The sequence below is a fragment of the Alcanivorax sp. DP30 genome (genome assembly GCF_009882945.1).
GTDB lineage: Bacteria > Pseudomonadota > Gammaproteobacteria > Pseudomonadales > Alcanivoracaceae > Alcanivorax.
Genome location: NZ_WTUY01000003.1, coordinates 163,879 through 177,081, shown reverse-complemented (window position 1 = coordinate 177,081; position 13,203 = coordinate 163,879). Strand labels below are relative to the sequence as shown.

8 protein-coding genes are annotated in these 13,203 nt (G+C 58.9%); 5 read left to right on the top strand and 3 right to left on the bottom strand.

The annotated features are described in order from the left end of the window. Positions 1-194: 194 nt before the first annotated feature. Positions 195-2,330 carry a DNA helicase RecQ gene (gene recQ / locus GQF00_RS05280; RefSeq protein ID WP_161318117.1) on the bottom strand — a complete coding sequence of 712 codons (2,136 nt, stop codon included), beginning with the start codon at positions 2,328-2,330 and terminating at the stop codon, positions 195-197. A 95-nt stretch (positions 2,331-2,425) separates the two neighbouring features. Here recQ and chrA point away from each other — a divergent pair, with 95 nt between their 5' ends. The 3 genes from chrA to GQF00_RS05265 all read left to right on the top strand — a co-directional run bounded on the left by chrA (position 2,426) and on the right by GQF00_RS05265 (position 6,579). Continuing rightward, entirely contained in the window at positions 2,426-3,562 is a 1,137-nt protein-coding gene (gene chrA / locus GQF00_RS05275) for a chromate efflux transporter (protein ID WP_161318116.1), read from the top strand. A gap of 656 nt (positions 3,563-4,218) precedes the next feature. Then, on the top strand, positions 4,219-4,863 hold the full coding sequence (locus GQF00_RS05270; RefSeq protein ID WP_161318115.1) for a TetR/AcrR family transcriptional regulator: 645 nt from the start codon (positions 4,219-4,221) through the stop codon (positions 4,861-4,863). Between the two features lie 21 nt (positions 4,864-4,884). Then, on the top strand, positions 4,885-6,579 hold the full coding sequence (locus GQF00_RS05265; RefSeq protein ID WP_161318114.1) for an acyl-CoA dehydrogenase family protein: 1,695 nt from the start codon (positions 4,885-4,887) through the stop codon (positions 6,577-6,579). 153 nt (positions 6,580-6,732) lie between these two features. On the opposite strand, the gene GQF00_RS05260 is transcribed toward GQF00_RS05265, so the two are convergent. Further along, the gene (locus GQF00_RS05260; RefSeq protein ID WP_161318113.1) at positions 6,733-7,479 is read right to left on the bottom strand and encodes a ParA family protein; all 747 of its coding nucleotides are present in this window, start codon (positions 7,477-7,479) and stop codon (positions 6,733-6,735) included. A 268-nt stretch (positions 7,480-7,747) separates the two neighbouring features. Here GQF00_RS05260 and GQF00_RS05255 point away from each other — a divergent pair, with 268 nt between their 5' ends. Beyond that, entirely contained in the window at positions 7,748-8,779 is a 1,032-nt protein-coding gene (locus GQF00_RS05255) for a DUF4062 domain-containing protein (RefSeq protein WP_370519464.1), read from the top strand. Positions 8,780-8,934: 155 nt separating this feature from the next. Here the strand turns inward: GQF00_RS05255 and GQF00_RS05250 are convergent, their stop codons facing one another. Beyond that, entirely contained in the window at positions 8,935-10,653 is a 1,719-nt protein-coding gene (locus GQF00_RS05250) for a proline--tRNA ligase (protein WP_161318112.1), read from the bottom strand. A gap of 155 nt (positions 10,654-10,808) precedes the next feature. Between GQF00_RS05250 and GQF00_RS05245 the strand changes: the two genes are divergently transcribed. Beyond that, complete coding sequence (locus tag GQF00_RS05245) at positions 10,809-13,160, top strand: hypothetical protein (RefSeq protein WP_161318111.1); 2,352 nt, start codon at positions 10,809-10,811, stop codon at positions 13,158-13,160. The last annotated feature ends 43 nt before the right edge of the window (positions 13,161-13,203 follow it).

The following is a 13,203-nucleotide window of genomic DNA, read 5'->3' as shown; positions in this document are numbered from 1 at the left end:
GATCCGAGCCTGAGCGAGGTATGGATTCCAGTGACGAGTGACGAGTTTCGAAACTCAAAAAGACGATGCCCAGTCCAGGGTTTGAGGTTTTGCCTTTCGAAACTCGCATCTCCTGACACATCCCTCTCCAAGGCCTGGATCGCCTGCAAGCCTACTCTGAAGGGCAGAGAAGGCTCCTATGGCTCCGGGGAAGTTCAGCTCTGCGCGAGAATGGCCTGGCGGACACAGTGCAGCACGCCGGTGGGCCAGTCGTCGGCCAGGTCTTCCCGGATCTGGCGGTAGCTGAAGGAATCCTCTGCCAGGTTGGGCTGGCTGAGCAGGGCGTCCTGGATGATGCCGATCTCCACGTCGCTGAGCCCCAGGGCCTGCTCCAGGCCCAGCTGGCCGGAGACGATAAGCTGGCTCAGTTCGCGATAGACCGTTTGCTCGTTAAGGTTCTGTTGGCGTGCAATATCGCCCGGGGCCATGTTGGCCTGGGCCAGGGCGAGAATGTCATTGCGGTCCGGGCCGGGGGATTCGACCAGGTTCTCGCTGTCACCCGCACCATTGAGAATGGCCAGGAAGTCGTCGCCATAACGTTCCAGTTTGCGATCACCCACCCCGCTGACGGCGGCCATTTCCCGACGGTTGCGCGGGCGGATGGCGAGCATGTCCATCAGAGTGGCATCATGGAACACCACATAGGGCGGGACGCCTTCTTCGTCAGCCAGCCGCTTGCGGCAGGCGCGCAGGGATTCCCACAGGGTACGGTCTGCGTCGGCAATGTGGGCCTGGCTTTTGCGGGTGGTGGCTTTCTTTGCCTTGGCCAGTTCCTTGCGCAGGTGCAGGGGCTGCTCGCCCCGCAGGTAGGGGCGGCAGGTTTCCGTCAGCTTGAGCGCGCCGTAGCCGTTCATGTCCACGCTGAGCAGGCCGCGGGCCACCAGTTGCCGGTAGATGCTCTTCCATTGGGTGGCACTGAACTCGCTGCCGATGTTCCAGGTAGACACGTGATCGTGGCCGGCACTGGCAATCTTGTCGCTGCGGTTGCCGATCAGCACATCGATGAGGTGGCCTGCGCCATAGCGTTGGCCGGTGCGGTACACGCAGCTCAGGGCTTTCTGGGCGGCCACGCTGGCATCGAAGGTTTCTGGTGGATTCAGGCAGGTATCACAGTTGCCACAGGGATTTTCCAGGGTTTCATCAAAATAGTGCAGCAAGGCCTGACGACGGCAGTGGGTCACTTCGCACAGGCCCAGCATGGCTTCCAGGCGCTGGTTTTCATTGCGCTTGTGCTGTTCGCTGCCACTGCTCTGGGCCAGCATCTGCTTGAGCTTGATGGCGTCTTCCAGGCCATAGGCCATCCAGGCGGTGGCGGGCTCGCCGTCACGACCGGCGCGACCGGTTTCCTGGTAATAGGATTCAATGCTTTTGGGTAGGTCCAGATGGGCGACGAAGCGCACATCCGGTTTATCGATGCCCATGCCGAAGGCGATGGTGGCCACCATGACGATGCTGTCTTCACGCAGGAAGCGCTGCTGGTGTTTCTCGCGCACATTGGCGGCCAGGCCGGCGTGGTAGGGCAGGGCGTTGATGCCTTGCTGGCAAAGCCATTCAGCGGTGGTCTCCACCTTGTTACGGGACAGACAATAAACGATGCCGGCGTCTCCGGCGTGTTCACTGCGGATAAAACGCAGTAATTGATTTCGGGCGCCGTCCTTGCGTTCGATGCGGTACTGAATATTGGGCCGGTCGAAGCTGGAGACGAAATGGCGGGCCTGGGTCAGGTCCAGCCGTTCGGCAATCTCAGTACGGGTGCGTTGATCCGCAGTCGCCGTGAGAGCAATGCGAGGCACCTTGGGGAATTCCCGGTGCAGCAATGACAGCTGCAGGTAATCGTTGCGGAAATCATGACCCCATTGAGACACACAGTGCGCTTCATCGATGGCAAACAGGGAAATAGTGGTCTGCTGCAACAACGAGAGGGTGCGCGGCTGGATCAAACGTTCCGGGGCAATGTAGAGCATGTCCAGCTCGCCATTGAGTAGCGCATCTTCCAGCTGGCGAACCTGCTCAAAATCCAGGGTGGAATTGAGGAAGGCGGCACGCACTCCCAGCGCCTTGAGTGCATCCACCTGATCTTGCATCAGGGCAATCAAGGGACTGATCACCACGCCCACGCCGTCGCGCACCAGCGCCGGGATTTGGTAACACAGGGATTTACCGCCTCCGGTGGGCATCAGCACCAGGGCGTCATCGCCTTGTACCAGGGTGTCGATAATGGCTTGTTGCTCACCACGGAACTGGTGATAGCCGAAAACGTGCTGGAGGACGGAGTGGGGATCGGATTGCATGGCGCGAGTATACCTGTCGCCTGTGGCACTGACATCCGCCGGAAAGAGAAGTGTGCTAGGTTCCGGGTCAAAAGCAGCGGATTTATGAGTCAGTCATGAAGGATATCTTTCGTCAGTTTCTGGTCCTCGGGCTTGTCAGCTTTGGCGGACCGGCAGCGCATGTGGGCTATTTTCATCGTCGTTTTGTGGACGAACTGAAATGGCTGGATGAGACCGAGTTTGCCCGGCTGATGGCGCTGACCCAGTTTCTGCCCGGGCCTGCCTCCAGTCAGCTGGGCTTTGCTATCGGCCGGGTGCGCGGTGGGGTGGCCGGCGCGTTCACTGCGTTTGTTGCTTTTACCCTGCCGTCGTTCCTGATCATGGCCCTGCTGGGTATCTATGCCAGCAGCCTGCCGGACTGGCTGCAGGGCGGGGCGATTACCGGGCTGAAATGGTTGGCTGTGGTAGTGGTGGCCGATGCGGTGTGGAACATGAGCAAGCGTTTCTGCACCACCTCGCTGACCCGGGGGCTGGCTGTGGCGGTGGCGATGCTGCTGATCTTCTGGCCGTCCCTGTATGGGCAGATCGTGGCGTTGATGGCAGCTGCTGCCCTGGGCTGGCACCGGTTGCGGCCTGATCGGGAAGCGGCAGAGGGCGGTGCGCCGGTGGTACGTCGTGTGCCCCTGATCCTGTTTGCACTGCTGTCACTGATTGCCGTGTTTACCGGTGGCCGTGTGCTGGGGCTGTGGAATGACTTCTTTGCCGCCGGTGCTCTGGTGTTCGGCGGTGGCCATGTGGTGCTGCCATTGTTGCAAGAGCTGGTGGGACCGCAAATGAACCCGGACAAGTTCCTTACCGGCTATGCCGCCGCTCAGGCGGTGCCCGGCCCGATGTTTTCCCTGGCCGCCTATCTGGGCGCCGTGTTGCTGCCGGCCAGTCCCTGGCTGGGAGCGCTGATGGCCACCCTGGGCATTTTCCTGCCCGGTTTTCTGCTGGTGCTGGGGCTGCTGGAAGGGTGGCAATGGCTCTCTTCGCGACCGGCGCTGGCCGGCGCCGTTGCCGGTATCAATGCGGCGGTAGTGGGGCTGTTGCTGGCGGCGTTGTACCAGCCGGTGTTTGTGTCCGCGGTGAACGGGTTTTGGGACCTGATGGTGGTTGCGGCCGGCTTCGCATTGTTGCGCAGTGGCAAGGTGCCGTTGTGGGGGATGGTGTTGGGGATGGCGAGTTTTGGGGTGGTAGCTGTCGTGCTGTGAGGGGCAGTTGAAAGTTTAAAGTGCAAAGTTGAAAAGCGCGGGAGAGGGTGTTCGGCCAGAGATGCAGAGGGCGCGCTTCATGGGGATATGCGTGCTCAATTTGCCATTTCCCTGTTCTGCTGTGGGAGCTTGCCTGCAAGCGATCCGAGCCACGGCGAGGTAAAATAAGCGAGTTTTGAGTGACGAGGTTTGAAAAGCCTGTACACCTTGCTCATTTTTGAGGTTAAAGATTTTCGAGACACAAAACTCGTAACCCTTCTCTCTGGAATCCTTGCCTCGCTCGGGCTCGGATCGCGAGCAGGCTCGTTATTCGCTCCGCTCACCCCTTCGGGGCCGCACTCCGTGCGTTACTCCGCTACGCTACGTTCCTACAGCAGCTTCGTTGAAATGCAGTAGCTAACGGCTAATTGAGGCATGCATATCCCTGCTTCAAGTGGCGTTCCTAAAGCGATCTTCAGCGTTTGCGCGATACAAGTACGCCAACGCCGTGCTGATGATCGTTGATCATGGCGCGGGCACAGCTTGCCAGAGCCCGATCACCTCCATCGCGCTTTTCAACTTTGAACTTTCAACTCATCTCCGCCCCGACCACCGGTCTTGCCTGAAAATCGGAACCATGGTTCACTTCTTTAAAGAGGTGAATATGGATTCCGATCATGGCCTACCGGGAAACCGATAATGTTCGCGCCCGCAAGGCGGCCCAGCGGCAGCATCTGTTGCGCTGTGCTGAGCAGTTGGTCCGTGAGGGTGGCTTTGCCAACCTGACCATGCAGACCCTGGCCGCTGAGGCACAGGTCGGCGTGGGGACCCTGTATCGCTACTTTGAGAACAAGGCGGTGCTGGCGGCGGAGGTGTTCCGGGTGGCCACGGAGCGCGAAGTGGCGGCGGTGGCGGATGCGATGACGCTGCATGGCAGTTTTGCCCAGCGCCTGACGCATGTGCTGGAAACCTTTGTCCGCCGCGCCCAGGCGGCGCCGACCCTGGCCTGGTCGCTGATCGCCGAGCCGGTGGATCCTGCCGTGGACGCGGAGCGTCTGGTCTACCGCCAGCGCTATGCAGAGTTATATCAACAGTTTCTGGCGGAAGGGGTGCGGCTGGGTGAGCTGCCCGCGCAGGATACCGCCATCACCGCCGCCGCCATGGTAGGCGCCATTGCTGAAGCCCTGGTAGGACCATTGTCCGAACCGCTGCCCAAGACCGGGTTGGCGTCATCCCTGACCCAGTTCTGCCTGCGTGCCACCGGTGTGGACATGCAGGCCGCCTCATACGACAACACGCAATCGCTGCATCAGACGGCGTAACCAGATATCGGGAGAGCACCAATGAATGCCAAGCACGACAGCCTCAAGCCGGATCCGTTGGCCCAGACCCATGAGGTCTTCAACCAGGCCCGGGTGCTGGAAAATTATAACCCCTATGAAACTGACACCGCTCTGCGAGAAGCGGTGCAGCGTCATGGTGCCGGTTGGGCAGAGCCTAAACTGCTCGAGCACGGTGCCAGAACCGGCACGGCTGAGGTGATTGAATGGGGTTTTCTGGCCAACGAACACAAGCCCCAGTTCTTCTCCCATGACCGGCAGGGCTACCGGGTGGATTACGTGAAGTATCACGAGTCTTATCACCGGCTGATGGCGCTGGGCCTGGAGTCCGGCATGCACTCCTCGCCATGGACGGACCCGAAGCCGGGAGCCCATGTGGCCCGCGCCGCGCAAAGCTATCTGCAGGCCCAAGTGGAAGCCGGCCATGGCTGCCCCCTGACCATGACTTTTGCGGCGGTGCCGTCCATCAGCCTCACGCCGTCGCTGGCCAAGGAGTGGCTGCCAAAGATCCTCAATAACGCCTATAACCCGCGCAATGTGCCTCACTATGAAAAAGAGGCGCTGACCATCGGCATGGGCATGACCGAGAAGCAGGGTGGCTCCGATGTGCGTGCCAATACCACCCGTGCCTGGGCCATTGGCGCCGAAGGCACCGGCGAGGCCTACGAGCTGGTGGGGCACAAGTGGTTCACCTCCGCGCCCATGTGCGATGCCTTTCTGGTGCTGGCCCAGACCGAGAATGGTCTGAGCTGTTTCCTGGTGCCGCGCTGGCGTCCGGATGGCAGCAAGAACCCGATCCAGGTGCAGCGCCTCAAGAACAAGATGGGCAATGTGTCCAATGCGTCCTCCGAAATCGAACTGCGCGGTGCCCTGGGCTGGATGGTCGGTGAAGAAGGCCGTGGGGTACCCGCCATCATCGAGATGGTGGCCATGACCCGGTTCGATTGCATGATCGGTTCCATGGCGGGCCAGCGTCAGGCTGTGGCCCAGGCGGTAAACCATGCCTCCGGCCGAGCGGCATTCGGCAAGACCCTGCTGGACCAGCCACTGATGCGTAATGTGCTGGCGGACCTGCAGCTGGAAGTGGAAGGGTCTCTGGCCATTGCCATGCGTATGGGGGAGGCGCTGGACCAGTCCACTCTGGACCCCAAGAACGACCATGAAAAACTGTTGCTGCGGCTGGGCTTGCCGGCGGGCAAGTACTGGATCTGCAAGCGCAGTCCCTTCCATGCCTATGAGGCCATGGAATGTCTTGGCGGAAACGGTGTCACCGAAGACTTCATTATGGCGCGGCTCTATCGCGAGGCGCCTATCAATGCGATCTGGGAAGGTTCCGGCAATGTGCAGGCGCTGGATATGCTGCGCGCACTGGCCAAGACACCCACGGTGCTGGAGACTTGGTTTGCCGAACTGGACAAGACCCGCGGTAGCGATGTGCGACTGGACAAGGCCGTCGACGCGCTCAAACAGGAATTCAGAGACATGGAAGACGCGGAATACCGTGCCCGCGACATCGTCGATCGGTTGTCGCTGACCATGCAGGCCAGCCAGTTGGTGGCGGCGGGGAATCAGGCAGTGGCGGAAGCGTTTATCGCTTCTCGTCTCGGTCAGCACGGCGACCGTAATTATGGGACCTTGCCGAGGGGGCTGGACCTGGGGGAGATTTTGGGACGGGCTGATCCGTGGGAGAGCAATTAATAGTTAAGAATGAATAATTAATAGCTGCGCGAGCAGCGACTGTCTTAATGCCAAGCAATGAGGCCGCGCCCAAACATTGGGCGCGGCCTCATGCGTTTCAAAACACGAAAACCCGTCTCGCGACGTTATTAATTATTAACTATTCATTATTAATTAGAGCTTCAGTTTTCCTGCAATCTCAAACCACATGGCCCGAAACGCCTGGGCGCTGGGGGTGTAGGGGGCGAATTCGCCTACCGGGGCCTTGTGATCGCCCATCTGTTCCACATGGGTGGAGTAGGGGATCCAGGTCTTCAAGCCGCCTTTCATGACCTTGGGGCGTTTTACCAGCATTTCCACGTGCAGGTCGCGGTGGCGGTCCACCATGTTGAAGAACGGCACCACGGTGAGATTCTTGTAGTTCTTGCTCTCGATCCAGTCCAGCACCTGCTGAAAGGCGCGCACGGAAAGATGAGTGGGAATCACCGGCACGAACAGATAATCCACTGCTGCGAAGATGCTTTCTGCCACTGGGCTGAGGGTCGGTGGACAGTCGAGAATCACCAGTTCATAGCTTTCACCCAGTGGCGCGATCAGTTGCTTCAGCTTGTTCTTGGCGCTGCCACCTTCAGTCAGCTTGATATCCGCATTGCGCATGGACAGGTCGGCGGGGATGGCATCCAGATTGGTCCAGCGGGTCTCCCGCTTGAGTCGGCCGATGGGCTGCTTGCCCTTGAGCACATTGCCTGCCTTGTAGCCATCACCATCATCCACGCCAAGGTAGAAGCTGGCGGCGCCCTGGGGGTCCAGATCCCAGAGCAAGGTACGGTGCTTCCAGCGCGCTGCGTGCCAGGCGATATTTACTGCCGAAGCGGTCTTGCCGACACCCCCTTTCAGGTTATAAAAGGCAATGGTCTTCATGGCTTTCTATCCTGTGAGCAAGTCCAAGAGCGGATTTGGGCACTACTATAGCCGCGAATACGCAGGGTTCATACGGTGAAGAATGCCGTTCACCGCTACCTTTATTGTTGATCTCAGGCTAGCATGATCCAAGCCATTGTCCCATTTTGCCTGCCATGTCCGGCAGCGTCAGTTGGGGGCTCTCTTGTGATGCTGGCCGTCAGGCGTTTTAATAGCCACCCAGCCAATGCCCTCAGAGGGTAAAAAGCCAAAGGAACAGGTAATCAGGGTGACAGCTTCGAAACGCTATCAGGTCTTTATCAGCGCCACGTATCCCGACATGCAGGGGGCGCGTCAGGCAATGATGTTGCCCATGATCGAGAACGGCATGATTCCGACCGGTCTGGACAGTGCCGCTGCCGACGGCAACACGCTGTTGCCGGTGATCCAGAAGCTGATCGAAACCAGTGATTATTTCATCCTGATCGTGGGAGGGCGCTACGGTCATCTCTCGCCCATGGGGCTCAGTGAGATTCATCGCGAATATATCTTTGCAGCCACCAAGCGCAAACCAGTGGTGGCGTTTATTCATGACAACCCCACCTTGCTGAAAGCCGATCAGCAGGAGGCCACCCGTGATGGCCAGGTGCGTCGAGACGACTTTGTGCGTTTGCTGGAAGAGAAAGTGCCATGTTTTCGCTGGAGCACGGAAGCGGGTCTCACCGAAGTGGCGCGCAAGGTACTGCCGAACCTGATGCGTGAACACCGGGCCGCGGGCTGGGTTCGGGCTGATCAGACCGCGACCGGTGGTGGCGCCGACACCTCCGGGCTCAAGGCCCGCATCCAGGAGCTGGAGAAGGAACGGGAAGAGGCTCTTGCCCAGTCCCGCCCCCCCCTCAAGACCCTGTCACGAGGGGCGGATCAGGTGGCGCTGGATTATTCCTGCAATGTCTATGAAGGCGGCGACTGCAAGTTGGCCATGGTCACCACCCGGATTAGCTGGGACCAGGCGTTCTCCTGTGTGGCGCCGCTGATGCTCAATCCGGCTTCGGAGCCGGTGATGCAAAAAGCTCTGGAAGATTTCATCGTGCGCAAGGCCCTGGCCGATGTGCAGAAAGACTTCCCCCGCGCCCACGCCGTGCGCAACGTGGTGCTGGCGGCCCATTCCTTCAACCAGCTCAAGATCCACCTGCGTGCCCTTGGCCTGATCACCAAGTCCCAGGAAATGGATAGCCGCGGCCTGCCACTCTGGCAGCTCACCGCCCATGGCGACAACACCATGAGCCAGGTGATGGCGGTGAAAAGGACGGTGAAACTTTAATTAATAGTTAATAATGAATAATTAATAGCTGGCGCGAGTCAACGCCTGTGCGCCTTAAACGCAAGAGGCCGCGTCCAAGCTTTGGACGCGGCCTCTTTGTTTTGAGAACCCTAAAAACCGGGTTCGCGACGTTATTAATTATTCATTATTAACTATTAATTAACGCCCAGCTTTTTCTTGATGAACGCCACCACCTCGTCCACCGGCACATCAGTATTTTCAGCATCCCCACGTCCCTTGTACTCCAACACGCCATTGTCCATGCCGCGTTCAGCGATGACGATGCGGTGGGGGATGCCGATCAGTTCACTGTCGGCCAGTTTCACGCCCAGGCGCTCTTTTTCGCGATCATCAAAAATAACGTCGATGCCAGCGGCAGTGAGTTCGGCATAGAGCGTCTCTGCCAGTTCACGTTCACGGGGACTCTTCTTGATGTTCACCGGCACCAGGGCCACCTGGAAGGGGGCGATGGCTTCCGGCCACATGATGCCGCGGTCGTCGTGGTTCTGTTCGATGGCGGCAGCCACCACGCGGGTGACGCCGATGCCGTAACAGCCCATGGGCATGACGACGGACTTGCCGTTCTCGTCCAGCACCTTGGCGCCCAGGGCTTCGGAGTACTTGGTGCCCAGCTGGAAAATGTGTCCCACCTCGATACCGCGCTTGATGGTCAGGGTACCCTTGCCGTCCGGGCTCGGATCACCTTCCACCACGTTGCGCAGGTCGGCCACGTCCGGCAGCGCCACGTCGCGCTCCCAGTTGATGTTGAAGAAATGCTTGCCGTCTTCGTTGGCGCCGGCGCCGAAGTCGCTCATCACTGCCACGCTGCGATCAGCGATCACCTTGATGGGCAGGTTGACGGGGCCCAGGGAGCCGGGGCCGGCACCGACAACCTTGCGAATCTCGTCTTCGCTGGCAAATTCCATGGGCGCGGCCACTGCGTCCAGCTTTTCTGCCTTGATATCATTGAGTTCGTGATCGCCACGCACCAGCAGGGCGACCAGCGTGCCTTCCTCAGCACCTTTCACCACCAGGGTCTTGACGGTCTTTTCGATGGCCAGATCGAACTGTTCCACCAGCTCCTCGATGGTTTTGGCGTTGGGGGTATCCACCTTTTCCATGGCGGCACCCGGTGCCGCCCGCTCGCTGGTCGGGGCCAGGGCTTCGGCCAACTCCACATTGGCGGCGAAGTCGGAGCTGTCGGAGAAGGCGATGTCGTCCTCGCCGGAATCGGCCAGCACGTGGAATTCATGGCTGGCAGCACCACCGATGGCACCGGTATCGGCTTCCACCGGACGGTAGTCCAGGCCCAGGCGATCGAAGATGGCGCAGTAGGCGTTGTGCATGACCTGATAAGTCTCAGCCAGGGAATCCATGTCCGTGTGGAAGGAGTAGGCATCCTTCATGATGAATTCCCGCGAGCGCATGATGCCAAAGCGCGGACGGATCTCGTCACGGAACTTGGTCTGGATCTGATAGAAGTTGGCCGGCAACTGCTTGTAGCTGTGGATTTCGTTGCGGACCATGTCAGTGATCACTTCCTCATGGGTGGGGCCCAGGCAGAAGGGATTGTTGTGACGGTCAGTAATGCGCAGCAGCTCCGGGCCATAGGCCGGGGCGCGGCCGGACTCTTCCCACAGCTCCATGGGTTGCACCACCGGCATCAGCACTTCCTGGGCGCCGGCCCGGTCCATCTCCTCGCGGATCACATTCTCCACCTTGCGCAGTACCCGCAGCCCGGTGGGCAGCCAGGTGTACAGGCCGGAGGCCAGCTTGCGCACCAGACCGGCGCGCAGCATGAGCTGGTGGCTAATGACAACCGCGTCTGCAGGGGTTTCTTTGACAGTGGCGAGCAGGTATTGGGAAGTGCGCATAGGAGTTCTACAACCAGGATTCTCGGGAAGGCACGATTCTAGGGATAAAGGGGGTGTGACTCCAGTCTTGGCTTTCCCGGTCTCTATTGTCTAGAATCAGCTTCAGAATAAAGTATCAGTATTAATGACAACAATTCCGGGGAACGGGGGAAGTAATGGACCACCTATTCAAGTGGGCGTCAGGATGCGCCCTGGGTATGGCGTTGTGCACAGGAGCCCAAGCCGAGCTTATCGATTCTGTCCGGGCCGGTGACAATGCCTACCTCATTTCCGAGACCCACCTCTACGTTTACGACTCTGTGTCCGAAACGGTGGATTCCTTTGCCCTGGATATGGCTCCTGTTGCCGTGGATGCTGCGTCGGATGGTGTTTTCGTTGCCTATCCGTCCAGGGTGGAAAAACGTGGTTTTGATGGAAGCCTTCTCAGTGACGCCAATGGCCTGATCCAGAGGAACCTTGTTGAGACTACCGATATTCTGGTCCATGACTCTACACTTTATGCCGCCTTTCATGGTGGTGACTCTATCTACCAGCTCAGTACCAGCGATCTTGCCGCTGTGGGTGGTGAAGCGTACCTGACTCTCCAGGAGCCAATGAACCGACTGGTGGCCTACCCTGCAAACGGTACGGGTCCCCTGCAGGCACTTTACAGTCCCAACCAGAGTGACCTCTCGCGATTGAGCTTCCCGATCGTTTTTGATGCGGAAAATATTGCTCAGTCGGAGCGTTTCGACATTCCACCCGGCCAGCAACTGGAAATACCGGAAAATATTTTCTTTCTGGAGGGTGCTGGTACTACTGGTGACGTGATCCTGATGGACAATGGCTCCAAGTGGTCACTGGATGGCCTTTACGATGGCTGGATTGCCGGTCGAGAGTTTCACTTCCTGGATCAGGCGGAAGATGACAACTGGTCAGTGGTACGTGACAAGGTGATCGCCTGTGAGCCCGAAGCAATGCGTGACTGGGGCTCTGACCTGATTCATTACGATTATTCTCTCCAGTTTGACAGTCGTGAGAAGGCCGGCACCCCTGATGTGCTTTTTGATGTGGTGCATGTCTGGGGTTCGGGCGCCAATCCGGGTACCCACCTGTTCAGGGAGAGTGCGCCGGGAACCTTGCAGGCAAGGGTGTCCCAGCGAGCTGATGGTCTGGACTTCGATGATGGCAAGGTGCCCTTCTCTGTGGCTGCAGATGCAACCTTGTCGGAATATCAATTGCAGCAAGGGGTTTTGGGTCGCCATGTCGCACTGAATGACGATCAGACACTCGCTTATGTGTTGCATCAGGGCAATGCCACCTGCCAGTCCATGGTCAGAATCTATAACCTGGTAACAAATACCTGGCAGGGCACGATTCCGCTTCGCTGGCGTGCGGATGCGCTGGCGCTGATTGGCGGTGCAAATCCGGATACTAGCGACGACCAGCTGGCGGTGGTGCATGAAGTGGCCTATGACAGATACGGACGCAGTGATCCATTGGTCTCATTCATCGATCTGAATGCCGCTACAGTGGAAGAAGATGCGGCCCTGGATTTTGCCGAATACGGCTCTTCTTTCTTTGATTTGAGTACGGTTCAACCCAGTCGCCATGCGGTCCTGTTTCAGCTGGAAGTGGCGTCCCAGCCTGATTTCAGCATCATTACTGGCGTCGGCCCGGGTGGCGGCCTTGATACCTACGTTCATCTGGGTAGTGAGTCAGGCAGCCTCAGTATCATAGATGGATGGGATTCCCGGGCAGAACTGGGTGAAACGGCCGGGCTTGCGGTCAAGGCTGAAGACGACCTCAGCCTGCTTACGTTCACCGAAGACGAAACTACGTTTACTTTTGAGGTGGCCTACGCCAATGCGGTTCTTGATGACACCGTGGATTCCATTGAGGCACCGTTGGTTGCGTCTGCAGATCAGACCTTGTTCGCACTAAACCTGCCGGAAGATAGCGCCGTTCTGTTCGAGAAGAATGGACTGGCTTACTCAGAGGGCAAGCCGCAGGATTTTCTGCCAGGTATGCTGGAAGCGGCGACCTGGTCAGAAATGACCCAGGGCTCGGCTGGCTACTACGCGCTCTATAACCTCAGTGGTGGAGATAATCAGGGCACTAAAGCCTCGGCCCTACAGCGGTGGTTGTTGACGCTGGGTGCGGATGGTCATGCAACGTTTACCCCGGCGGGCGAAGGTAGCCTGGCGGGCTTGCCGCTGAGAACGGATATCGTCGACCCTGCAACCGATGATCTGCTGGTCACCACCCTGTACCAGGGGCAGTATCGATTCACTGCGGTTAGCAGCGATTTGTCCGATGCGCCCAGTTTCGAGGGCTCTGGCGATAATGCTGGCGGTGACAGCGGTGGTGACGGTTCTACCGGTGGCGACACCGGAGGCGGCGGTACTGGTGCTGTCTCTGGCAGTGGATTCAGTACCGGTGGCGGCGGCGGTGGGGGCGGTAGCCTTGGACTGCTGACCGGGTTGCTCGGAGTGCTCTATTTCCGCTTGCGAAAACGGTGTCACTAAGTGTTGATCAAAGGGCCCGGTTGGGCCCTTTTTTGTGAGGAAT